Annotated in this window: 21 protein-coding genes; 15 read left to right on the top strand and 6 right to left on the bottom strand. The window is 59.4% G+C overall.

Translation table 11 applies throughout. From position 1 onward, the window contains the following. Positions 1–2 precede the first annotated feature (2 nt). Positions 3–320, top strand: a complete 318-nt coding sequence (locus FZF21_RS10100) for a YdbL family protein (protein WP_023296550.1) — start codon at positions 3–5, stop codon at positions 318–320. On the opposite strand, the gene feaR is transcribed toward FZF21_RS10100, so the two are convergent. After that, the gene (gene feaR / locus FZF21_RS10105) at positions 321–1,229 is read right to left on the bottom strand and encodes a transcriptional regulator FeaR (protein ID WP_023296551.1); all 909 of its coding nucleotides are present in this window, start codon (positions 1,227–1,229) and stop codon (positions 321–323) included. 241 nt (positions 1,230–1,470) lie between these two features. Here feaR and FZF21_RS10110 point away from each other — a divergent pair, with 241 nt between their 5' ends. Next, positions 1,471–2,970, top strand: coding sequence for an aldehyde dehydrogenase family protein (locus FZF21_RS10110; RefSeq protein ID WP_032104042.1), 1,500 nt, complete (start codon positions 1,471–1,473; stop codon positions 2,968–2,970). Positions 2,971–3,296: 326 nt separating this feature from the next. Here FZF21_RS10110 and FZF21_RS10115 read toward each other — a convergent pair whose 3' ends face one another. From FZF21_RS10115 to paaZ, 4 genes are all read right to left on the bottom strand, one after another. Beyond that, positions 3,297–4,403, bottom strand: a complete 1,107-nt coding sequence (locus tag FZF21_RS10115) for a GGDEF domain-containing protein (protein ID WP_149121380.1) — start codon at positions 4,401–4,403, stop codon at positions 3,297–3,299. Between the two features lie 51 nt (positions 4,404–4,454). Then, complete coding sequence (locus FZF21_RS10120; protein ID WP_023296555.1) at positions 4,455–6,428, bottom strand: alkyl sulfatase dimerization domain-containing protein; 1,974 nt, start codon at positions 6,426–6,428, stop codon at positions 4,455–4,457. A 168-nt stretch (positions 6,429–6,596) separates the two neighbouring features. After that, positions 6,597–8,870 (bottom strand): primary-amine oxidase, encoded by a 2,274-nt coding sequence (tynA, locus tag FZF21_RS10125; RefSeq protein WP_045334809.1) that lies wholly within the window; start codon positions 8,868–8,870, stop codon positions 6,597–6,599. A gap of 196 nt (positions 8,871–9,066) precedes the next feature. Continuing rightward, entirely contained in the window at positions 9,067–11,106 is a 2,040-nt protein-coding gene (gene paaZ, locus FZF21_RS10130; RefSeq protein WP_047738515.1) for a phenylacetic acid degradation bifunctional protein PaaZ, read from the bottom strand. A gap of 285 nt (positions 11,107–11,391) precedes the next feature. Between paaZ and paaA the strand changes: the two genes are divergently transcribed. The 13 genes from paaA to paaY all read left to right on the top strand — a co-directional run bounded on the left by paaA (position 11,392) and on the right by paaY (position 22,585). Further along, the gene (paaA, locus tag FZF21_RS10135; protein WP_040118298.1) at positions 11,392–12,321 is read left to right on the top strand and encodes a 1,2-phenylacetyl-CoA epoxidase subunit PaaA; all 930 of its coding nucleotides are present in this window, start codon (positions 11,392–11,394) and stop codon (positions 12,319–12,321) included. A gap of 12 nt (positions 12,322–12,333) precedes the next feature. After that, the gene (paaB, locus tag FZF21_RS10140; protein WP_003857353.1) at positions 12,334–12,621 is read left to right on the top strand and encodes a 1,2-phenylacetyl-CoA epoxidase subunit PaaB; all 288 of its coding nucleotides are present in this window, start codon (positions 12,334–12,336) and stop codon (positions 12,619–12,621) included. 8 nt (positions 12,622–12,629) lie between these two features. Then, complete coding sequence (gene paaC / locus FZF21_RS10145; RefSeq protein ID WP_015570597.1) at positions 12,630–13,376, top strand: 1,2-phenylacetyl-CoA epoxidase subunit PaaC; 747 nt, start codon at positions 12,630–12,632, stop codon at positions 13,374–13,376. 11 nt (positions 13,377–13,387) lie between these two features. Beyond that, positions 13,388–13,885 (top strand): 1,2-phenylacetyl-CoA epoxidase subunit PaaD, encoded by a 498-nt coding sequence (gene paaD, locus FZF21_RS10150; protein WP_023296559.1) that lies wholly within the window; start codon positions 13,388–13,390, stop codon positions 13,883–13,885. Positions 13,886–13,892: 7 nt separating this feature from the next. After that, positions 13,893–14,963 (top strand): 1,2-phenylacetyl-CoA epoxidase subunit PaaE, encoded by a 1,071-nt coding sequence (gene paaE, locus FZF21_RS10155; protein WP_033486769.1) that lies wholly within the window; start codon positions 13,893–13,895, stop codon positions 14,961–14,963. Beyond that, positions 14,960–15,727 carry a 2,3-dehydroadipyl-CoA hydratase PaaF gene (gene paaF, locus FZF21_RS10160; protein ID WP_045141540.1) on the top strand — a complete coding sequence of 256 codons (768 nt, stop codon included), beginning with the start codon at positions 14,960–14,962 and terminating at the stop codon, positions 15,725–15,727. The genes paaE and paaF overlap by 4 nt, the downstream gene beginning before the upstream one ends. Beyond that, positions 15,727–16,515: a 2-(1,2-epoxy-1,2-dihydrophenyl)acetyl-CoA isomerase PaaG gene (paaG, locus tag FZF21_RS10165; RefSeq protein WP_026080707.1), complete on the top strand. Its 789-nt coding sequence runs from the start codon at positions 15,727–15,729 to the stop codon at positions 16,513–16,515. The genes paaF and paaG overlap by 1 nt, the downstream gene beginning before the upstream one ends. A gap of 1 nt (position 16,516) precedes the next feature. Then, positions 16,517–17,941, top strand: a complete 1,425-nt coding sequence (gene paaH / locus FZF21_RS10170) for a 3-hydroxyacyl-CoA dehydrogenase PaaH (RefSeq protein ID WP_149121379.1) — start codon at positions 16,517–16,519, stop codon at positions 17,939–17,941. Further along, the gene (paaI, locus tag FZF21_RS10175) at positions 17,931–18,353 is read left to right on the top strand and encodes a hydroxyphenylacetyl-CoA thioesterase PaaI (protein WP_045327934.1); all 423 of its coding nucleotides are present in this window, start codon (positions 17,931–17,933) and stop codon (positions 18,351–18,353) included. Before paaH ends, paaI begins: the two co-directional genes overlap by 11 nt. Further along, the gene (pcaF, locus tag FZF21_RS10180) at positions 18,353–19,558 is read left to right on the top strand and encodes a 3-oxoadipyl-CoA thiolase (protein WP_023296563.1); all 1,206 of its coding nucleotides are present in this window, start codon (positions 18,353–18,355) and stop codon (positions 19,556–19,558) included. Before paaI ends, pcaF begins: the two co-directional genes overlap by 1 nt. Positions 19,559–19,584: 26 nt before the next feature. Further along, positions 19,585–20,901: a phenylacetate--CoA ligase PaaK gene (paaK, locus tag FZF21_RS10185; RefSeq protein ID WP_017693475.1), complete on the top strand. Its 1,317-nt coding sequence runs from the start codon at positions 19,585–19,587 to the stop codon at positions 20,899–20,901. Between the two features lie 133 nt (positions 20,902–21,034). Beyond that, positions 21,035–21,970, top strand: a complete 936-nt coding sequence (paaX, locus tag FZF21_RS10190) for a phenylacetic acid degradation operon negative regulatory protein PaaX (protein WP_032103751.1) — start codon at positions 21,035–21,037, stop codon at positions 21,968–21,970. Between the two features lie 9 nt (positions 21,971–21,979). Next, positions 21,980–22,585: a phenylacetic acid degradation protein PaaY gene (paaY, locus tag FZF21_RS10195; RefSeq protein WP_006810541.1), complete on the top strand. Its 606-nt coding sequence runs from the start codon at positions 21,980–21,982 to the stop codon at positions 22,583–22,585. Between the two features lie 42 nt (positions 22,586–22,627). Here paaY and FZF21_RS10200 read toward each other — a convergent pair whose 3' ends face one another. Beyond that, on the bottom strand, positions 22,628–23,263 hold the full coding sequence (locus tag FZF21_RS10200; protein WP_023296565.1) for a helix-turn-helix domain-containing protein: 636 nt from the start codon (positions 23,261–23,263) through the stop codon (positions 22,628–22,630). Positions 23,264–23,352: the final 89 nt, after the last annotated feature.

The raw sequence follows: 23,352 nt of genomic DNA on the forward strand, positions 1-23,352 counted from the left end.
TCATGAAACGATTTGCTCTGATGTTACTGGCGCTGGGGATGAACGTTCACGCCGCCACGCTTACGCTCAACGATGCGCGTGCCCAGGGGCGCGTAGGGGAAACCCTGAGCGGCTATCTTGCGCCCGTTCAGCACGACGCTGAAACCCTGGCGCTGGTGAACCGTATCAACGCCGCACGCACGGAAAGTTACCAGCAGCTGGCTGACAGTAATAATTTACCCGTCGACGAGGTGGCGAAAATGGCGGGACAAAAGCTGGTGGCCCGCGCGCAGCCGGGTGAGTACGTGAAGGGAATTAACGGCAAGTGGCTGAAAAAATAGCTAGCGATAACGCCTGCGGTATTCGCCCGGCGAAACCCCGAAACGCTGCTTAAAGGCGGTGGAAAAATGGCTATGGTCGGTGAAACCCCAGCTGTAGCCAATCCCCGCCAGCTTTTCGTCATCGCTTATGGAACGCAGCGCCTGAGCGCATAAATCGAGGCGACGGTTCTTAATATACTGCGCTACCACCAGCCCTTTCCCGGCAAACATGCGGTACAAGCTACGCACGGACATGCCGCTCTCTGAAGCTATCCACTCCGGTCTTAACGCCTCCGACTGAATATGATCATCAATCAGGGACAGAACGTGGCGGAACTGACGCTCCTTGCGCGGCAGCACCTCGTCACGCTGCTGGAAGGCCGGACGCAGCAGACACACCATCGCCTCAAGCGCCGCTTCGCTTTCACTGGCGCTGAGATCGGCATTGCCCATGCTCTCCTGTAGCAGTCGGTAGCTCAGCTGTACGGTAGGCAGATTGCGGGAGAGGGGCAGCGCGCACCTCACTTCCTGAAAACGCGCGTGTTGCTCAATGATTTGTCGCGGGAGCAGGAGCGAAATCTGGCGGGAACGCTCCTGCCAGTAAATGGAGCACGGGCGGGAGGCGTCAATCAGCGTGATATCCCCGGCTTTCAGCATCGCGCGCTGGTCGTCCTGTTCGATTCCGGCGCTGCCTTCCAGCTGAAACACGGTGTAGAACCAGGCGTCGTTGCCGTTTTTGATCTCCTGACGGGTGCGAAACAGGTTAACGCCTGCGGCGGTCACCGTGCTCAGCTTCAGACTTTGGGTGTAGCTGGTTTCCAGCTCGCCGAGAAACGCCCCCTCTAACGGACGTGCCGCAAAGCGCCCACAAACCTGGTTAATTTGCGCCAGCCACTGCTGAAAAATGTCCTGTTCGCTTGCACACGCCATTGATGTTCTCGCTGCACCGTCACTGTTTTCGCATTGTTGCATTTATGTTGCATTTTGTCAGGGCTACGAGGCTGACTATAGGAAAGAACACTCAACGGTTACAGCGATATAAGCGGGAATTATCACGATTTGCGGACCCTGTCACAGCTGGCAAAGCGAATGTCACACAGACAAAAGCAGGAATGCGAATCCCCTCTTAGACTGCATACACACCCTGCGAAGCATAACGAAGGAGTATCCTATGTCCGAATCACACGTCGCCATCCTGCCGGGCGTGCAGCAGTTTTTAGATCGCCAGCACGGCCTGTGGATCGAAGGGCGTCAGGCGGCATCCGATAGCGAAAAGCGTCTGAACGTCTACAACCCGGCGACCGGAGAGGTTATCGCCACCACCGCCGATGCCAGCGTCGATGATGTCGATCGTGCGGTGATGTCTGGCTGGCGCGCCTTTGTCGCCCGAAGCTGGGCCGGACGGCTGCCGGCAGAGCGGGAACGCATCCTGCTGCGGTTTGCGGATCTGGTGGAACAGCATGGCGAAGAGCTGGCACAGCTCGAAACCCTGGAGCAGGGGAAATCGATTAACATTTCCCGCGCCTTCGAGGTGGGCTGCACCCTGAACTGGATGCGCTACACGGCAGGGCTGACCACCAAAATTGCCGGTAAAACTCTCGATCTCTCGATTCCACTGCCGCAGGGCGCGCGTTATCAGGCGTGGACGCGTAAAGAGCCGGTGGGAGTCGTGGCGGGGATTGTGCCGTGGAACTTCCCGCTGATGATTGGCATGTGGAAAGTGATGCCCGCGCTGGCGGCAGGTTGCTCCATCGTGATCAAACCGTCGGAAACCACGCCGCTCACCCTGTTACGGGTGGCGGAACTGGCGAGCGAGGCGGGGATCCCGGAGGGTGTGTTCAACGTGGTGACCGGCAGTGGCGCCGTCTGTGGCGCGGCGCTGACCTCGCACCCGCGCATTGCCAAAGTGAGCTTTACCGGTTCGACGGCGACGGGCAAGCAGATTGCCCGCGCGGCGGCGGACACGCTAACGGGCGTGACGCTGGAGCTGGGCGGCAAAAACCCGGCCATCGTGCTGAAAGATGCCGACCCGGCGTGGGTGATTGAAGGGCTGATGACCGGCAGCTTCCTGAACCAGGGGCAGGTCTGCGCGGCCAGCTCGCGCATTTATATTGAGGCTCCGCTGTTCGACACGCTGGTCAGCGGGTTTGAACAGGCCGTGAAATCCCTCAGCGTCGGGCCGGGCATGTCGCCGGAGGCGTTTATCAACCCGCTGGTGTCGCGCGCCCACTGCGATAAGGTTCAGGCGTTCCTGGATGAGGCGAAGGCGCACAATGCGGAGCTGATCGCCGGGAACCGGGGGCCAGACGGCAAAGGCTATTACGTTTCGCCAACGCTGGTGGTCAACCCGGATAATCATCTGCGACTGACGCGTGAAGAGGTCTTCGGGCCGGTGGTGAACCTGGTTCGTGTGGCCGATGGGGAAGAGGCGCTTCAGCTGGCGAACGACACTGAATATGGCTTAACGGCCAGCGTCTGGACGCAGAACATCAGTAAAGCGCTGGCGTATACCGACAGGTTACAGGCCGGAACAGTGTGGGTGAACAGCCACACGCTGATAGACGCCAACCTGCCGTTCGGCGGCATGAAGCAGTCCGGCACCGGGCGCGATTTCGGCCCCGACTGGCTGGACGGCTGGTGTGAAACCAAGTCGGTGTGTGTGCGGTATTAAAAAAACGCCGGGTGGCGGCTACGCCTTACCCGGCCTACGGGATGGAGGAAAAAGGTTGGTTTTGTAGGCCGGGTAAGCGCAGCGCCACCCGGCGTAACTTACAGCGACCACCGATTCCGCCCGGCCTCCTTCGCCCTGTACAGCGCCGCATCGGCGCGGGCGATGATTTCCGCCCCGACTGGCTGGACGGCTGGTGTGAAACCAAGTCGGTGTGTGTGCGGTATTAAAAAAAACGCCGGGTGGCGGCTACGCCTTACCCGGCCTACGGGATCGAGGAAAAAGGTTGGTTTTGTAGGCCGGGTAAGCGCAGCGCCACCCGGCGTAACTTACAGCGACCACCGATCCCGCCCGGCCTCCTTTGCCCTGTACAGCGCCGCATCGGCGCGGGCGATGATTTCCGGGCCGGCCAGCCCTGCGGTATAGCCTGCAATGCCCATACTCGCCGTCACACATTCACTAACCTTCGACGCGCTGTGCGGAATGGCTGCGTTGCGCAGGCCAGCCTGGATCCGCGCGGCGACTTTCTCAGCAACGCTTTCTTCGCAGTCAAAGAGGATCACCACAAACTCCTCGCCACCGTAGCGCGAAACCACATCCTCTGGCGTGCGCACCGAGGTGTTCAGCACCTCTGCCACCCGCGCGAGACACGCATCTCCGGCCTGGTGACCGTAGGTGTCGTTATACAGTTTGAAGTAATCGACATCCAGCATCAGCACCGCGAAGCGTTTGCTTTGCTCTACGGCATTTTCCAGCACCAGCTCCATCGCCCGGCGGTTGGCCGTTTTCGTCAGCGGATCCTGATGGGCCAGCGCATCCAGCCGTGAAATTAAACGCTGATTCTGCTGGTTGCGACGCCACGCCTCTTCAAACCAGCTCAACAGGATATAGCGCCCGCACACGAGAATGAACGTGAACACCACCCACAGCCCGGCAAAGCGATAATTAATTTCCTGACTCAGCAGCATGCTGGCAACGGGCAGGCTTACCCATAGCGGAACGGTGAAGCAGAGCAGTGCAACCGGGTGAAAATAGAGCGCGGTCATACCGGCCATCAGCAGGGTAACGAATATAGGCCAGGGATGAGGAAGCTGTAACACGTTGATAAACCAGTAACAACTTATCGACCACAGCAGGCTGCACATAAACAAAACGGCGCTGACGCCGCGGATGTGGCGCCAGGCCATGATCACCAGCGCTACGGAAAGGATCACCACGCCCAGCATGGAGGCGTCAATCATCTGCCGCAGAGGGGGGCTGATGTGCAGGAGGGCATCGATATGGCCGAACAGCGAATTGCGCAGCAGGACCATAAGGGCAAAGCTGGCATTCACAAAGGCGAGCCACGGCAGGTTCACGGCCAGCCCGTGAACAACCATTGATTTACGGGTAGGCCATATCGCGGGTTCGGGTGTGGCTGGATGTCTTTTTTCCATTGAAGAGAATTTTCCTTGAGCGGGCGGAACGTCCGCCCGCGAGTGCTGCCTTTACGGGGTCACAATGTTAAACCAGAATTCAAATTTATCCATGTAACCGAGCATGGCATCAAGTTTTGCGGCATCGCCGGTCACTTTGATATCGCCGTTATCCTGCGCCTGTTTAAGCGTCACTTCTTTCAGGATGATTTTATTCAGCGTATCGCGGTTGAGGGTCACGGTCGCGTCAGCGTCTTTCGCTTCGGCGTTCGCCGTGTGGTTCAGCACGCCATTTTCCAGCTCCAGCTTGTATTTACCGCCGTCGCTGCCGAGGTCGATGTTAAACACCGATTTTGCATCCGCCGCTTTTTCACCGTTAATGTGCACCGCCAGATAGTCAAAGAACATTTCTGGCGTCATCGCGCGCACGGTATCCGGGCTGGCGGTGTTCGGGGTCGGTCCTTTCACCACGCCGTTACGCAGCTCCTGGGCGCCGGTCAGGTAGAAGTTACGCCACGGGCCTGATTCAGCCTGATAACCCAGCTGCTCCAGCGCATCCGCTTCCAGGTTTCGCGCGGCCTGATTATTTGGATCGGCAAAGACCACTTTGCTGACCACCTGAGCCACCCAGCGGTAGTTCCCCTGGTCAAAGTCGGTTTTCGCTTTGCTCAGGATGGCATCCGCACCGCCCATGTAGTCCACAAATTTCTTCGCGGCTTCTTCAGGCGGCAGTTCGTCCAGGGTCGCCGGGTTGCCGTCAAACCAGCCTAAATAGAGCACGTAGGTCGCTTTAACGTCATGGCTGACAGAACCGTAATAGCCACGGTTTGCCCAGGTATTGGCCAGGGAGTTTGGCAGTTTGAAGTTGGCGGCAATCTCGTCACGGGTCAGCCCTTCGTTCGCCATGCGCAGGGTCTGGTCGTTGATGTAGCGATACAGGTCGCGCTGGCTTTTCAGCAGGTTAACCACGTTGTCGTTGCCCCATGTCGGCCAGTGGTGCTGCGCCATAATGATTTCGGCTTTATCACCCCAGCGTACAATCGCCTGGTTGATGTATTTCGACCATGGCAACGGCTCACGAATTTTCGCGCCGCGCAGGGAGTAGGTGTTGTGCAGGGTATGGGTGACATCTTCCGCTGACTCGATCAGCTTTTTCTCTTCGATATACCAGAGCATCTCAGAAGGCGCTTCCGATCCCGGCGCGAGCATAAAATCATAGGTCAGGCCGTCGATCACCTCTTTCTGACCATCTTTCTCGATGATATTGGTCGGGGCGATCAGGGTCACCGTCCCGGCGGAGGTGGTGGTGCCGAGACCCGCGCCGACCTGGCCCTTCGCATCCGGCTTCAGCAGGTTGCCGTACATATAGCTGGCGCGGCGGCTCATGACGTTACCCGCCATGATATTCTCCGCGACGGCGGCCTCCATAAATCCGGCGGGCGCGTAGATTTTCACCTTACCGGACTTCACATCTGCTTCATCCACCACGCCGCGCACGCCGCCATAGTGGTCAACGTGGCTGTGGGTGTAAATAACGGCGACCACAGGCTTATTACCGCGATTTTTATAGTAAAGATCCATCCCGACTTTGGCCGTTTCCGCCGACACCAGCGGGTCGACCACGGTAATGCCTTCTTTACCTTCAATAATGGTCATGTTTGACAGGTCGAGGTTACGGATCTGGTAGACGCCTTCGGTCACTTCAAACAGACCGCTGATGTTAATCAGCTGGGACTGACGCCATAAGCTCGGGTTAACCGAGTCGGGCGCCTTATCGCCTTCTTTGATAAAAGCGTACTGCTGCGGATCCCAGACGGTGTTGCCTTGCTCACCTTTGATAATGTCCTGAGGCAGCGGGGCAATAAACCCTTTGTGGGCGTTGGTAAAATCGGTGTTATCGGAGAAAGGAAGCTGGTTGAAGAGTGCGTTGTTGGCCTGTTGCGTTGCTGCGGTGGCATCCTTAGGTGCTTCTGCGGCCCAGGCGGAACTGGCAGAAATAAAACATCCCGCCAGCGCGAGACTCCTGACGATCTCATTGATTCTCATCCTAAAACCTCTCAGTAAACTGTGACGTTGTTTGTGGAGACTCCGAATCCTGGTGAAAGTGTGTCAAGAAATGCAAAAGGATTAAGCGAGGTAACAATAACTATAATCGGGGAGAGTAATTCAGCAAGTAAGCGGATGAAAAACCGGGCATTACGCCCGGTCGGTGGGTTATTTCTGCTCTTTTTTCTTGCCGAGCGTTGGCGTCTCGTCAAAGAAATTCCACGGCTTGAGTAACGTGTGCACCCATTCCGTCGGCATTATCGGCCACTCCTCGGCGCGGGCGACATGGGTGGTGCCGGTGGTCATCCAGATGACGTTATCCTGGTCGTTCAGCGATTCGTTATCTTTGCTGTACTGGCCGAGGCCGGTATCGTGCGTGGAACGGTTCGGGTATTTTCCCTCCGGGTACATCTCGTCGGGATGGTAACGCGTCACCCACAGCTGTTTATCCATAAAGCTCAGGCGGTGATAAATCCACTCGTCCGGGGCAAACTTCGCGCCGGACGCTACCGGGTGTGTGCCGCCCGCGTAAGGGATGATCTGATACGAGACCGGGTTGCCCATGCGGTTCTCTTTGCTGGTATTGCTCAGCAGGCGGATGGTGCCCGGGTCAAACTTCTGCGCCGCCTGCTGTTCGGTATCAATATCATACTGATTAACCTGCATGGTGCTGGTGCGCGGTCCGCCAGCGGTGTTCGGTTTGACGTCCGGATCCATGGCCACCAGCTTATTGTTGATGCCGTCCACGTCCATATCCAGACGGAAGTTGTAGATGTGCTGGTGGGTGGTACCGACAATATTATGGTCGATCAGCGTTCCGTATCGGGTGTCATCCTTCGCGGTGGCATCATGCATGGTTTTCGTCTGCACGCCTTTCACCGCTTCAATGCCCGTAGCCCCTGCATCAATGCCGATAGTGCCGTTTTCGTGGAATACCCAGTCGAAGATGTAATCGTAGTTACCCACGGTGCTGACCCAGCGCACCACCAGCTCGCGGCGTTCGGTGCTGACGTTGGGTTTACCTAATTCCTGATGCTTATATTCCGGCCCGGCGTAACGCTCGAAAATGGCGATCGCCCTGGGGATCTCCATTGGCGCGCCGGTGTAATCCGGGATGGTTTCGTTGAGCATCACGGCGTTAGACGGAACATCCTTGCCGCGCACCAGCGGGGAGGTCAGGGTACCCATGCCGTAATCGCCGGAGTCCAGATAGGCTTTAAAGTACCAGCCGATATCCGGGTCGCCGTACGGCACAATCATGCCGCCGAGCGATCCCTGATACATCACCTGTCGCTTTTTGCCGTTGTCGTTATAGGTCACGGTGGAGATTATCGGGCCGACGCGTGAGTCCAGGCTCAGATGAAAATCCCAGTTCTGCCAGTGCACCCTATCCCCGGTGATGGTGTAGTTCTTGCCTTCCGGCTCGATAATTTCCAGCGGTTTTTTCACCGTTTCAACGCGGTCGCGGCCATCATAAGGGCGCGGCGTGAGCGGAACCGGCACGACCGGGCCTTCCTCAATCTTCTGGATTTTCTTCTGCTCGAGATCCACCACCGCAACCAGGTTTTCGATCGGGTGCGCCCAGTAGTTACCGTCGCCCACGTCGAGATAGCTGATCACTTTCAGCAGGCGGTCTTCCTGTTTCAGCCCATCCTTGCCGTCAAAAAAGCCGACGGTAAGCGGAGTGGTGATCACTTTCTTCGGGTCGGTAATGCCGCGCTTTTTCAGCACGGCGGCAAACTCCGGGCTTTCATTGATGATCTGCTGCACGGTATTGAAGTCATCCAGCAGCACCATGCCGTGCGCGTCTTTGATCGGCTCCCAGCGGAGGATCTTTTTCTCCTTCAGATCCACCCGGCTTTCGATGATGTGTTTACCATCAAGCATGATGATATTGGCCTGGCGGGGCGCATCCACCGCCGTGCCGTTAAGCACAAAGTCCCAGACTTTGGCCTTTTCTGGCTCCGCCAGCGCAATCTGGGTAAAGCGGGTATTGGGTTTAAAATCCGCAGAGGCTTTCACAATGGCTACGGCCTGGTTGATTTCATCAGCCGTCAGCGCGTTTAACGGGTGGGGGCTTTTTTCAACCTGGAATGTCTGATCAAGACCGGACTGAAAGACATCGTTGATAAAGGTCTCCGGGATAAACGCCTTATTGTTCTTCATCACCACGGGCACCTGGAGCGTCAGCGGTTTGCCGTTAACGATGGCGGTGTTTGCGCCGGGTTTGACCTTCACAAAGGCACCGTCTTTGACGATGGTGAACATCTGGGCGTAATCATCCCACTGCACGTCCGCGCCAAACGCCTGAAGCGTTTTGTCCATCGGGACCATATGCGCCTCGCTGCCGTGAGCGTAAACAGGGGATTGCCAGGCGCAACAGAGCGCAACGGCCATGGCCAGTGCCGTTCTACGGGCAGAAAAAGAAGAATTGCTTCCCATCGCAGACCTCATCTTGTTGTGTTTATTGTGTTGTGTCAGCCTTATCCTGACAGGCGCGCACGAAAAGCGTTTGCCTGCATCTGCCAGGTTGTTTGTCAGTCTTGCCAGGTTAAAAAAAGAGCGGGGGTGCATCACACCCCGGTCAGGTAGTTGTAGGCCGGGTAAGCGGAGCGACACCCGGCAAGAAAGAGGTGCGTCAGAAGTCACCCTGCTGGCGCGCCACCAGCGTCAGGATGGAGTAGAGCGCCACGGCCTGCTGGTGCTGGTTGAAGATCTCCACCGCCCATTCCACCACGCCGGTGGGTTTTTCCTCGGCAGTGCGCTGTTTCTTCAGCGTTTTACGTTTACAGGTCAGGCGCACCTGAATGGTATCGCCCGGCTTGACCGGCTCGATAAAGCGCAGGTTTTCCATGCCGTAGTTGGCAATAACCGGCCCAACCCCGGCATCGACAAACAGCCCCGCCGCGGCGGAAATCAGGAAATAACCGTGTACCACGCGCTCACCAAAAATCGACTCCGCCGCGCCAATTTTGTCCATATGAGCGTAGAAATGATCTCCGCTCAGGCAGGCAAAATTCACGATATCCGCTTCCGTCAGGGTACGACGCGGGGTCAGCAGGCTGTCGCCCGGCTGTAACTCCTCGAAGTATTTACGGAACGGATGAACGCGATCTTCCTGCACCTCCGCGCCACGGACCCACTGTTTACCGATCGCGGCGAGCATGGACGGGCTGCCCTGAATGGCCGTGCGCTGAAGATAGTGCTTCACCGCGCGCAGGCCGCCCAGCTCTTCGCCGCCGCCCGCACGTCCCGGACCACCGTGCACCAGCTGCGGCAGCGGTGAACCGTGGCCGGTGGATTCTTTCGAGGATTCCTGGTTGAGGATCTGAATGCGTCCGTGGGCGCGCGCGGCACCGGCAATAAACTGCCGCGCCACGCGGGTATCTGCCGTAACCAGCGTTCCCGCCAGGCTGCCGCCACCCGCCCGCGCCAGCTGCATGGCGTGTTCGGTGTTACGGCAGGGCATCAGGGTTGCGACGGGGCCAAAGGCTTCGATGGCGTGGACGGCCGGGGTTTCGTCCGGCTGCGGGCAGAACAGCAGGGTGGGCGGGAAGAATGCGCCAGCCGCCTGCAAATCGGCTTTACCACCCAGACGGATCTGGCAGCCCGCGGCAAGCAGATGGTCGACTTTTTCCTGCACGTCAGCACGTTGCTCACTGTTGACGAGAGCCCCCATCTTCACCCCTTCCTGGGCCGGATCGCCGACGACCACTTTCTCCAGCCGCGCAATCAGCGCCTGGCTGACGGCTTCAACCTGCGCTTCCGGCACGATGATGCGGCGGATGGCGGTACATTTTTGCCCGGCTTTGGCAGTCATCTCGCGCACCACTTCGCGAATAAACAGTGCAAACTCCGGGTGTTCCGGCGTCACGTCCTCACCCAGCACGCAGCAGTTGAGAGAATCTGCTTCCATGGTAAACGGAATGGAATGCGCGACGATATTCGGGTGGACGCGCAGACTCTGCCCGGTGCTGGCCGATCCGGTAAACGTCACCACGTCCTGGCTGTCGAGCTGGTTCAGCAGATCGCCCGCGCCACCGCAGATCAGGCTGATGGCGCCGTCGGGCACCAGTCCGCTCTCGACGATCGCTTTCACCATCGCCTGAGTCACCTGCGCGGTGGCGGTGGCGGGCTTGATGATGGCGGGCATCCCGGCAAGCCAGGTGGGCGCGAGCTTTTCCAGCATCCCCCAGCACGGGAAGTTGAACGCGTTGATATGCACCGCCACGCCGGATTTCGACGTTAACACGTGACGTGCCGCAAAACCGCCTTCCTTCGACAGCGGGATCAGTTCATCCTCCGGCCACAGGGTATCGTCCGGCAGCTCACGGCTGCCGAGGCTTGCGTAGGTGAAGAGGGTGCCGATACCGCCTTCAATATCCACCCAGCTGTCGGCCTTCGTCGCGCCGGTCTGAGCTGACAGGGCATAAAAGCGATCCTTCTGGCTCAGCAGATGTTTGGCCACCGCCTTCAGCATGGCGGCGCGCTCGATAAAGCTCATTGCTCGGAGCGCTTCTCCGCCGTGTTCAATGGCGTAACGGCGCGCGGCCGCCATATCCAGCCCTTCGCTGGTGACTTCAAATAGCGTTTCCCCGCTGATGGCGTGGGTGATGGTGCGCTCGCGGCCCCGGCCTGATTGCCAGGTGCCGGACAAGAAGCTGGCTAACTGCTGCATTTCTTCTCTCCAGATGTTTCATGATTTCACTATAAATAGTTTGACCGCGAATCATAAAAATCAAGCTGAGTTTTAATGAATTGTTAACGCTGTGATCTGTATTGCTTAATCTGACCACCCAAAAGCCTTGCGTCATCGGCCTTTCATTAAAAGGCTTGCGAGCGTCGTCACAAAATAAACAAACGCTTCTTGGGGTTATATTTAACCTTTGTGTAACTTTTAAGAAACCAAATGATTCACCATTTTGCTATTTGTGGTGATTTAACGAATCACAAAGGTGGTTATGTGACGCAAGAACAACGCTTTGAGCAACGCATCGCACAGGAGACGGCCATCGAGCCGCAGGACTGGATGCCGGATGCCTACCGCAAGACGCTGATCCGCCAGATTGGACAGCACGCCCACTCTGAGATTGTCGGCATGCTGCCGGAAGGAAACTGGATCACCCGCGCGCCGACGCTGCGCCGGAAAGCCATTCTGCTGGCGAAGGTGCAGGATGAAGCCGGACACGGTCTGTACCTCTACAGCGCGGCGGAAACGCTGGGCTGCGCCCGGGAGGACATTTATCAAAAGATGCTCGACGGCAAGATGAAATACTCCTCCATCTTCAACTATCCGACCCTGAGCTGGGCCGATATCGGGGTCATTGGCTGGCTGGTGGACGGGGCGGCCATTGTGAACCAGGTGGCGCTGTGCCGTACCTCTTACGGCCCGTATGCCCGGGCGATGGTGAAAATCTGTAAAGAAGAGAGCTTCCATCAGCGTCAGGGTTTTGAGGCCTGCATGGCGCTGGCGCAGGGCAGCGAAGCCCAGCGGCAGATGTTGCAGGACGCCATCAACCGTTTCTGGTGGCCCGCGCTGATGATGTTCGGACCCAACGACGACAACTCCCCAAACAGCGCCCGCAGCCTGGCCTGGAAGATCAAACGCTTTGGCAACGATGAGCTTCGCCAGCGCTTCGTGGACAACACGGTGCCTCAGGTGGAGATGCTCGGTATGACCGTGCCGGACCCCGACCTGCGTTTCGATGAAGAGAGCGGCCACTACCGCTTCGGCGAAATCGACTGGCAGGAATTTGACGAGGTGATCAACGGGCGCGGGATCTGCAACCACGAACGTCTTGCCGCAAAACGTAAAGCCTGGGACGACGGCGCATGGGTGCGTGAAGCCGCTCTGGCCCACGCGGCAAAACAACGCGCCCGCCAGGCCGCATAAGAGGAATCAACCATGAGCAATGTTTACTGGCCGTTATACGAAGTTTTTGTCCGTTCGAAGCAGGGGCTGTCGCACCGGCATGTGGGCAGCCTTCACGCTGCCGACGACCGCATGGCGCTGGAAAACGCGCGCGATGCCTATACCCGCCGCAGCGAAGGCTGTTCCATCTGGGTGGTGAAGGCGAGTGAAATCGTCGCTTCCCAGCCGGAAGAGAGCGGGGAGTTTTTCGATCCGGCGGAAAGCAAGGTCTACCGCCATCCGACGTTTTACACCATCCCTGATGGCATCGAGCATATGTGAGGTTGGGGATGAACAACGTATCTGCTTATGCCCTGCGTCTGGGCGACAACGGTCTGGTGCTCTCACAGCGTCTGGGCGCCTGGTGCGGCCACGCGCCGGAGCTGGAAATTGACCTGGCGCTCGCCAATATCGGCCTTGATCTGCTCGGGCAGGCGCGTAATTTCCTGACCTACGCCGCTGAACGGGAGGGTAAGGGCGATGAAGACACCCTGGCCTATGGCCGCGATGAGCGTCAGTTCCGCAATCTGCTGCTGGTGGAACAACCAAACGGCAGCTTCGCTGACACCATTGCCCGTCAGTATCTGATGGATGCGTGGAACGTGGCGCTCTACGAGCGGCTGATCCATAGCAGCGACAGTCAGCTTGCCGCCATCGCGGCAAAAGCCATTAAGGAGGCACGCTACCACCTGCGCTTTAGCCGCGGCTGGCTGGTGCGGCTGGGGGACGGAACAGAAACCTCCGCACAAAAAATGCAGCAGGCGGTGGATAGCCTGTGGCGCTTTACGGCTGAACTGTTCGACGCCGACGACGTCGAACTGGCGCTAATTGATGACGGCGTGGCGGTTGATCCGCGCGACCTGCGGGACCCGTGGGAGCGCGAAGTGTTTGCTGGCCTGGCGGAAGCCACCCTCCGCGTGCCCGAAGAAGTGGCGTATCGCACGGGCGGCAAGAAGGGGCTACATACCGAACACCTCGGGCCGATGCTGGCAGAGATGCAGTATCTCCAGCGCGTTTACCCCGGCCAGCAGTGGTAAAGGAGGACGCCATGCAACGCCTCGTCGACATCGCGCCTGCACAAATCCCGCAGATTTGGGCGCTGTTAAGCCAGATCCCCGACCCGGAAGTGCCGGTGCTGACCATCACCGACTTAGGCATGGTGCGCAACGTGAAGGCGCAGGGGGAAGGCTGGGTCATCGGCTTCACGCCAACCTATTCGGGCTGTCCGGCAACGGAGCATCTGCTGGGGGCGATCCGCGAAACCCTGACCGGAAACGGCTTTAGCCCGGTACATATTGTGCTGCAACTGGAGCCCGCCTGGACCACCGACTGGATGACCGACGATGCCCGCAGGCGCCTGCGTGAATATGGCATCAGCCCGCCTGTCGGCCATAGCTGCCATGCCCACGTTCCCGCTGAGGTGAGCTGCCCGCGCTGTGCGAGCACCGATACCTCGCTTATCAGTGAATTTGGTTCTACGGCCTGCAAAGCGCTCTATCGCTGCAATACCTGCCGTGAGCCCTTCGACTATTTCAAATGTATTTGAGGCTGCCATGACAACGTTTCATTCATTAACAGTGGCAAAAGTAGAACCCGAAACCCGCGACGCGGTGACCATTACCTTCGCGGTGCCGCAGGCGTTACAGGAGGCGTACCGCTTCCGTCCCGGTCAGCATCTGACCCTGAAAGCCAGTCCTGGCGGGGATGAATTGCGCCGCTGCTACTCCATCTGCCGGAGCACCGCGTGCGGTGAGATCAGCGTGGCGGTCAAAGCCATCGAGGGCGGACGTTTTTCCCGCTATGCCCGGGACGAGATCAAACCGGGCATGGCGCTGGAGGTGATGGTGCCCCAGGGGCAGTTTGGCTATCAGCCGCAGGCCGAACGCGAAGGCCACTATCTGGCGATTGCCGCCGGGTCCGGGATCACCCCAATGCTGGCGATTATGTCCGCTACGCTGGCCACTGAAGCCCACAGCCACTTCACCCTGATTTACGGCAACCGCAGCAGCCAGAGCATGATGTTCCGCCGGGCGCTGGCGGACCTGAAAGATAAATACCCGCAGCGTTTGCAGCTGATCGCCATCTTCAGCCAGGAGACGCTCGACAGCGATCTGCTCCATGGCCGCATTGACGGGGAAAAGCTCCAGGCGCTGGCAAAAACGCTGGTGAATTTCCGTCAGTACGATGAAGCCTTCATCTGCGGCCCATCGGCGATGATGGATGAGGCCGAAGCGGCGCTGCAAGCGCTGGGTATGCCGGAAAAAGCGATCCATCTTGAGCGCTTTAACACGCCGGGTACCGCCGTTAAACGGACAGCCAGCGTGCAGGCCGACGGGCAGAAGGTCACCGTCCGTCAGGACGGGCGCGACAGGGAGATCACCCTGACTGCGGACGACGAGAGCATTCTTGACGCGGCCCTGCGTCAGGGGGCGGATCTGCCTTACGCCTGCAAGGGCGGCGTATGCGCCACCTGCAAATGCAAAGTGCTGCGCGGAAAAGTCGATATGGCGACCAACTACAGCCTGGAGCCGGACGAGCTGGCCGCAGGCTATGTGCTGAGCTGTCAGGCGCTGCCGTTAACCGCCGATGTTATCGTCGATTTTGATGCGAAGGGGATGGCATGAGTGAACTGATTGTCACCCGTCACGGTCGCGTGTTGCAGCTGACGCTTAACCGTCCGGCGGCGCGCAACGCGCTCAACAATGCGCTGCTCCTGCAAATCGCGGAGCAGCTTGAGGCCGCCGCCGCGGATGCTGAGATCGCCGTCTGCGTGGTGTACGGCAACGAACGCTGCTTTGCCGCCGGGGCCGATCTCAACGAAATGGCGGAGAAAGACCTGCCCGCCACCCTGAACGATATCCGCCCGCAGCTGTGGGCGCGGATCAACGCCTTCACCAAACCGCTGATTGCCGCCGTAAACGGCTTCGCGCTGGGGGCAGGCTGTGAGCTGGCGCTGCTCTGCGATGTCGTGATTGCCGGCGATAACGCCCGTTTTGGTCTGCCGGAAATCACCCTCGGGATCATGCCGGGCGCAGGCGGCACCCAGCGGCTGATCCGCAGCGTGGGTAAATCGCTGGCCAGCAAAATGGTGCTGACGGGCGAAAGCATCACGGCGGTTCAGGCGCACAGCGCCGGGCTGGTCAGCGACGTCTACCCGGCCTCGCTGACGCTGGAGTACGCCCTGAAGCAGGCGGCGCTGATGGCGCGCCACTCGCCGCTGGCGCTACAGGCGGCGAAGCAGGCGCTTCGCCAGTCGCAGGAAGTCCCGCTTCAGGCCGGGCTGGCGCAGGAGCGTCAGCTGTTTGCGCTGCTCGCGGCCACCGACGATCGCCGGGAAGGTATCAACGCCTTTTTACAAAAACGCACCCCAGACTTTAAAGGACGCTAATTGTGGAATCTATTCTGAGCCATGTTGAGCAGGGCGTAATGACCATTACGCTGAACCGCCCGGAGCGCCTGAACAGCTTTAACGACGTCATGCACCAGCAGCTTTCCGAATGCCTTAAGCAGGCCGAGCGCGATGACGCCATCCGCTGCCTGCTGATCACCGGGGCAGGACGCGGTTTCTGCGCCGGGCAGGATCTTAACGACCGTAACGTGGACCCGAACGGCCCCGCGCCGGATCTGGGCATGTCCGTTGAGACTTTTTACAACCCGCTGGTGCGCCGCCTGGCAAAACTGCCGAAGCCGGTGATTTGCGCGGTTAACGGCGTGGCGGCGGGCGCGGGGGCGACGCTGGCCCTCGGCTGCGACATGGTGATTGCGGCGCGCTCCGCCAGTTTTGTGATGGCCTTCAGCAAGCTCGGCCTCGTCCCGGACTGCGGCGGCACCTGGCTGCTGCCGCGCGTGGCCGGACGCGCCCGCGCCATGGGGCTGGCATTGCTGGGCGATAAGCTCAGCGCCGAGCAGGCACAGGCCTGGGGAATGATCTGGCAGGTGGTGGACGACGAGCAGCTCTCCGCCACCGCACAGCAGATGGCGCTGCATTTTGCCTCGCAGCCGACCTTTGGCCTGGGCTTGATCAAGCAGGCGATTAACGCCGCCGAAACCAATACCCTCGACGCCCAGCTTGATCTGGAGCGCGACTATCAACGTCTGGCCGGACGCAGCGACGACTACCGGGAAGGCGTCAGCGCGTTCCTGGCAAAACGCGCGCCGAACTTTACGGGGAAATAAGATGGTGAATATCCATACGGTCGCCGTCATTGGCAGCGGCACCATGGGCGCCGGGATTGCCGAAGTGGCAGCCAGCCACGGTCATCCGGTTCTGGTGTACGACATTGATGCAGCGGCGATTTCCCGCGCCATCGACGGCATTCGTCAGCGGCTCTCCTCTCGCGTTGCGCGCGGAAAACTCTCTGCCGGCGCCGGGGAACAGATCCTCGCCCGCCTGACGCCGGTGACGACTATCAGTGCTCTGGCGAAAGCCGATCTGGTGATCGAGGCGGCCGCCGAGCGGCTTGAGGTAAAAAAAGCGCTGTTTACCCAGCTGGCAGAGATCTGCCCGCCGCAGACGCTGCTTGCCAGCAATACCTCGTCCATTTCCGTTACCGCGATTGCAGCGGAGATAAACCACCCTGAACGCGTCGCCGGGCTGCACTTCTTCAATCCTGCCCCGGTGATGAAGCTGGTGGAAGTGGTCAGCGGGCTGGCGACCTCTCCCGAAGTGGCCGATGCACTGTGCGAGCTGGCGTTGAGCTGGGGAAAGCAGCCGGTACGCTGCCAGTCCACGCCGGGGTTTATCGTCAACCGCGTGGCGCGCCCGTTCTACTCGGAAGCCTGGCGCGCGCTGGAAGAGCAGGTGGCAACGCCCGAGGTGATCGACGCCGCCCTGCGAGACGGCGGAGGCTTCCCGATGGGGCCGCTTGAGCTGACGGACATGATTGGTCAGGACGTCAACTTTGCCGTGACCTGCTCCGTGTTTAACGCCTTCTGGCAGGAGCGTCGTTTTCTGCCGTCGCTGGTGCAGCAGGAGCTGGTGCTGGCGGGGCGTCTGGGTAAGAAAAGCGGGCAGGGCGTTTACCGCTGGCTGGAGGAGAAACCCGCCGTCAGCTGGCTCGCCCCGGTCAGCGACAGCTTCAGCCCGATGCGCGTACAGCGAAGAAGTGACGGTGTCACGGAAATTGACGATCTGTTGCTGATCGAAACGCAGGGTGAAACCGCGCAGTCGCTGGCGCTGCGCCACGGCTGCCCGGTGGTGGTGGTCGACCGCATCGAGCGGGATGTGGCCGTGATAGCCGCCGCACCGGGCAACCCGCACGCCGCCACGCAGAAAGCCATTTACTGGTTGCAGCATCAGGAGAAACGGGTGGTACAGATTGCCGATTACCCCGGCCTGCTGGTCTGGCGCACGGTAGCGATGATTGCCAACGAAGCGCTGGACGCCCTGCAAAAAGGGGTCGCCAGCGAGCAAGACATCGATACCGCCATGCGCTTAGGGGTCAACTATCCCTGCGGGCCCATCGCCTGGGGCGAGCGCCTTGGCTGGCAGCGTCTGTTAACGCTGCTGGAGAATCTGCAACGTCACTACGGCGAGGAACGCTATCGCCCCTGTTCACTGCTGCGCCAGCGTGCGCTTCTGGAGAGTAGCTATGAGTCATAACGCCTGGCATAACGCCCGCGCGATGTATGAACGGGACGCCTGCGCGCAGGCGATGGGGATGGACATTATCGACATGGGCGAGGGCTACGCGGTGGTGACCATGACCATCACCCCGCAGATGCTCAACGGGCATAAAACCTGCCACGGCGGACAGCTGTTCTCGCTGGCCGATACCGCCTTTGCCTACGCCTGCAACAGTCAGGGGCTGGCGGCGGTGGCCTCAGGCTGCGCCATCGATTTTCTGCGTCCGGGCTTTGCCGGAGATAAGCTCACCGCCACCGCGCGGGTGAAGCATCAGGGCAAACTGACCGGCGTCTACGACATTGAAATTCAGAACCAACACCAGAAAACCGTCGCGCTTTTTCGCGGGAAATCGCACCGCACCGGCGGCAGTGTGACAGGAGAAGTCTGATGCGTGACGCATTTATTTGTGAGGGGGTGCGTACCCCGGTTGGTCGCTACGGCGGAGGATTATCCAGCGTGCGCGCCGATGACTTAGGGGCCGTGCCGCTGCGTGCGCTGCTGGCGCGTTACCCGCAGCTCGATCTGGAGCGCATAGATGACGTGATCTTCGGCTGCGCGAACCAGGCCGGAGAGGATAACCGCAACGTGGCGCGCATGTCGGCGCTGCTGGCCGGGCTGCCGCAGACGGTATCCGGCACCACCATTAACCGCCTGTGCGGCTCCGGTCTGGATGCCATTGGCTTTGCGGCGCGCGCCATCAGGGCCGGGGATGGCGATCTGCTGATCGCCGGTGGCGTCGAATCCATGTCCCGTGCGCCGTTCGTGATGGGCAAAGCCACGGCGGCGTTTCAGCGTCAGGCGGAGATCTTCGACACCACCATCGGCTGGCGATTTGTGAATCCGCTCATGCATCAGCAATACGGAACTGACAGCATGCCGGAAACGGCAGAGAATGTAGCGGAATTGTTAAATATAAGCCGTGCCGATCAGGACGCATTTGCCCTGCGCAGCCAGCAGCGCACCGCGCGGGCGCAGCAGAATGGCGTTCTGGCGCAGGAGATTATCCCGGTACAGGTGGCGGGCAAAAAAGGTGCGGTAACGGAAGTGAGCGTGGACGAGCATCCGCGCGCCGAAACCACCCTGGAACAGCTTGCCGCGCTGAAAGCCCCGTTCCGTAAGAACGGTGTGGTGACGGCGGGGAACGCCTCTGGCGTCAACGACGGGGCGGCGGCGCTGATTATCGCCAGCGAGCCGATGGCGCTTGCCCAGGGGTTAACCCCGCGCACCCGCATTGTGGCCATGGCGACAGCGGGCGTCGAGCCGCGCCTGATGGGATTAGGCCCGGTGCCCGCCACCCGCAAGGTGCTGGAGCGTGCCGGACTCAGTATCACCGATATGGACGTCATTGAGCTTAATGAAGCCTTCGCCGCACAGGCGCTGGGTGTGCTGCGTCAGCTGGGCTTGCCGGATGACGCGGAGCATGTCAACCCGAACGGCGGGGCGATCGCGCTAGGTCATCCGCTGGGAATGAGCGGTGCCAGACTGGCGCTGGCCGCAAGCAATGAATTGCACCGACGCGGCGGTCGCTACGCGCTGTGTACGATGTGCATCGGTGTGGGTCAGGGCATTGCCATGATCCTTGAGCGTGTTTGAGCGAACAATAATGTGAGTACCCTGCGATGATAAATACAACAAAGCTTGATCCGATCGAAACCGCGTCCATTGATGAATTGCAGGCGTTGCAGACCGCGCGCCTGAAGTGGACGCTGCACCACGCCTACAACAACGTTCCGATGTACAAACGCAAGTTTGATGCCGCGGGCGTTCACCCTGACGACTTCACCGAGCTGGCGGACCTGCAAAAATTCCCGTGCACCACCAAGCAGGATCTGCGCGACAACTACCCGTTTGATACCTTTGCGGTGCCAATGGAACAGGTGGTACGCATCCATGCCTCGTCGGGCACCACCGGAAAGCCGACCGTGGTGGGGTATACCCAGAATGATATCGACAACTGGGCCAATATCGTCGCCCGTTCCCTGCGCGCCGCCGGGGGCAGCGCGAAGGATAAAATTCACGTCGCCTACGGTTACGGGCTCTTCACCGGCGGGCTGGGGGCGCACTACGGTGCCGAGCGTCTGGGAGCGACGGTGATCCCGATGTCCGGCGGCCAGACGGAGAAGCAGGCGCAGCTGATCCGCGATTTCCAGCCGGATATGATCATGGTGACGCCGTCTTACTGCCTGAACCTGATTGAAGAGCTGGAGCGTCAGATGGGCGGCGATGCCAGCGCCTGTTCCCTGCGCGTCGGCGTGTTTGGCGCCGAGCCGTGGACGCAGGCGATGCGCCGCGAAATTGAAAAACGGCTGGGCATTACCGCGCTGGATATCTATGGTCTCTCCGAAGTGATGGGGCCGGGCGTGGCGATGGAGTGTCTTGAAACCGCCGACGGCCCGACCATCTGGGAAGATCACTTCTTCCCGGAGATCGTCAACCCGAATGACGGCACGCCGCTGGCCGACGGCGAGCAGGGCGAACTGCTGTTCACCACGCTGACCAAAGAGGCGCTGCCGGTGATCCGCTACCGCACCCGCGACCTGACGCGCCTGCTGCCGGGCACCGCACGCACCATGCGTCGGATGGATCGCATCAGCGGGCGCAGCGACGACATGCTCATCATTCGCGGGGTTAACGTCTTCCCGTCACAGCTGGAAGAGGAGATCGTTAAGTTCGAACACCTTTCGCCGCACTATCAGCTGGAGGTGAACCGCCGCGGGCATCTTGATTCACTTTCGGTGAAGGTCGAGCTGAAACAGAGCAGCTTAACGCTGACCCATGAACAGCGCTGTCAGGTCTGCCATCAGCTGCGTCATCGGATTAAATCGATGGTGGGGATCTCGACCGACGTGATGATCGTGAACTGCGGCAGTATACCGCGCTCCGAGGGTAAAGCCTGCCGGGTGTTTGATTTGCGTAAAGTGGCAGCCAACGGTTGAATTTCCCTCACCCCAGCCCTCTCCCAAAGGGAGAGGGTGTATTAAGTTCCCTCTCCCTTTGGGAGAGGGTTAGGGAGAGGATACACCCCAGATTCGTATGCTATGATTCATCCAGGAAAAAAATAACAACAGAATGAATCACATGAATAAACTTGATGCCTTTATCCAGCACGCAGTCAGCTCTGTTCCCGTCAGCGGAACGTCGCTTATCTCCTCGCTGTATGGCGATGCGCTTTCCCATCGCGGCGGAGAGATCTGGCTCGGCAGCCTGGCGGCTCTGCTGGAAGGGATGGGTTTCGGGGAGCGCTTTGTGCGCACCGCGCTGTTTCGCCTCAACAAAGAGGGCTGGCTGGACGTGTCCCGCATTGGCCGACGCAGCTTTTACCGTCTCAGCGACAAGGGGCTGCGTTTGACCCGCCGCGCGGAAAATAAAATCTACCGTGCGGAACTGCCGGCGTGGGATGGTAAATGGCTGCTGCTGCTTTCCGAGGGGCTGGATAAAACCACGCTCGCGGACGTGAAAAAACAGCTCATCTGGCAAGGGTTCGGCACGCTGGCGCCGAGCCTGATGGCCTCGCCGTCGCAGAACCTGGCGGACGTGCAGTCTCTGCTGCATGACGCGGGCGTGGCGGAAAACGTCATTTTCTTTGAAGCCCATTCGCCGCTGGCCTTGTCACGCGCGGCGCTACGATCCCGCGTGGAAGAGTGCTGGCAGCTGACCGAGCAAAACGCGATGTACGAAACGTTTATCAACTCGTTCCGTCCGCTGCTGCCGCTGCTGAAAGAGGCGCCGCCTGAGGATTTGACCCCGGAACGCTGCTTCCAGATCCAGCTGTTACTCATTCATTTTTATCGTCGCGTGGTGCTGAAAGATCCGCTGTTGCCGGAGGAGTTACTTCCTGCGCACTGGGCGGGCCAGAGTGCGCGACAGCTGTGCATTAACATCTACCAGCGCGTGGCGGCGGGAGCCCTGGCGTTTGTCAGTGAGAAGGGGGAAACCTCCGTGGGCGAGCTGCCCGCTCCCGGCACGCTTTATCACCAGCGTTTTGGTGGTCTGAATATCACATAAGGAGAGGGTATGCCTGTTTATCAAATTGATGGTCTGACGCCGGTCGTGCCTGAAGAGAGCTATGTTCACCCGACCGCGGTGCTGATTGGCGACGTGATCCTCGGAAAAGGTGTTTACGTGGGCCCTAACGCCAGCCTGCGCGGTGATTTTGGCCGGATCGTGGTGAAAGACGGCGCGAACATCCAGGATAACTGCGTGATGCACGGTTTTCCGGAGCAGGACACGGTGGTGGAAGAGGACGGGCATATCGGCCACAGCGCGATCCTGCACGGCTGCATTATCCGCCGTAATGCGCTGGTGGGGATGAATGCGGTCGTGATGGACGGCGCGACGATCGGCGAAAACAGCATCGTCGGGGCGGCGGCGTTTGTGAAGGCCAAAGCGGAGATGCCTGCGAATCACTTAATTCTTGGCAGTCCGGCGAAAGCGATTCGTGAGTTAAGCGCGCAGGAAATAGAGTGGAAAAAGCAGGGCACGCGGGAGTATCAGGTACTGGTGGATCGCTGTAAGCAGACGCTGCATCAGGTGGAGCCGCTGCGGGAAGAAGAGCCCGGACGCAAACGGCTGGTCTTCGATGAGAATTTACGGCCCAAGTCGGCTGGCCGGGATAAATAAGGCCGTTCGTTCGCGCACGTTGATCAAGGCGTGAAGATGAACTTAATACGCTTCCGGCAGGGGCCGGTCAATCGACACCAGCTTTCCGCGCTTCATGGTGATATAGCCCCCGGCTTTGAGATCTGCCAGCACGCGAAAGACATGCGTGCGTGACAGGTTAGTGCGCTTAATGATAAACAGCGCCAGGCCCTCATTCTCTCCCGTGTGGGTCTCCTGCCGATAGAGATAGCGGTACAGCATCGGTTTTATGGTCTGGTAGCTGGTGACCTGCCTGCGTTCATTGTGCAGGTCGATGGTGAAAATGGACATGTAGGTCAGTATGGTGGCCAGCGCCTGCATGCGCTCAGACCCGCCCTCGAAAAATAGCTGGTCGAAGTCGGCCCAGGCTATTCTCACCAGCTTCACCTTCGCACTGCTGCGATATTCATACTTCGCCAGTGGACAATACCTTTCCATTAACCCTATCGGCATATACTCGATAGTATTGCCAATATTTAGGCCATCATCAGGCATTAATATTGTCAGCGACCCTTCAGTGCAAAAATAGATATAGCCAGGCTCGACGGTGAATTTTTTATTTGCGGCAACGGTTAAGGCCTCGCCTTTACAAAGCATGTGCGGAAAGAATTGCCCAATATTGAGTTGCTGATAATAGGTATGGATATCCTGAAAATTCACGCTAAGCCTCTCCCCGCAACGTCTGCCGTGGTAGCGAGTATAGCAGCAATAGCCCCCGGATTACGAACCGATAAATAACCAGTCCCATA

The sequence above is a fragment of the Enterobacter sp. LU1 genome, from assembly GCF_008271405.2.
In the GTDB taxonomy this organism is placed as follows: Bacteria; Pseudomonadota; Gammaproteobacteria; order Enterobacterales; family Enterobacteriaceae; genus Enterobacter; species Enterobacter hormaechei_C.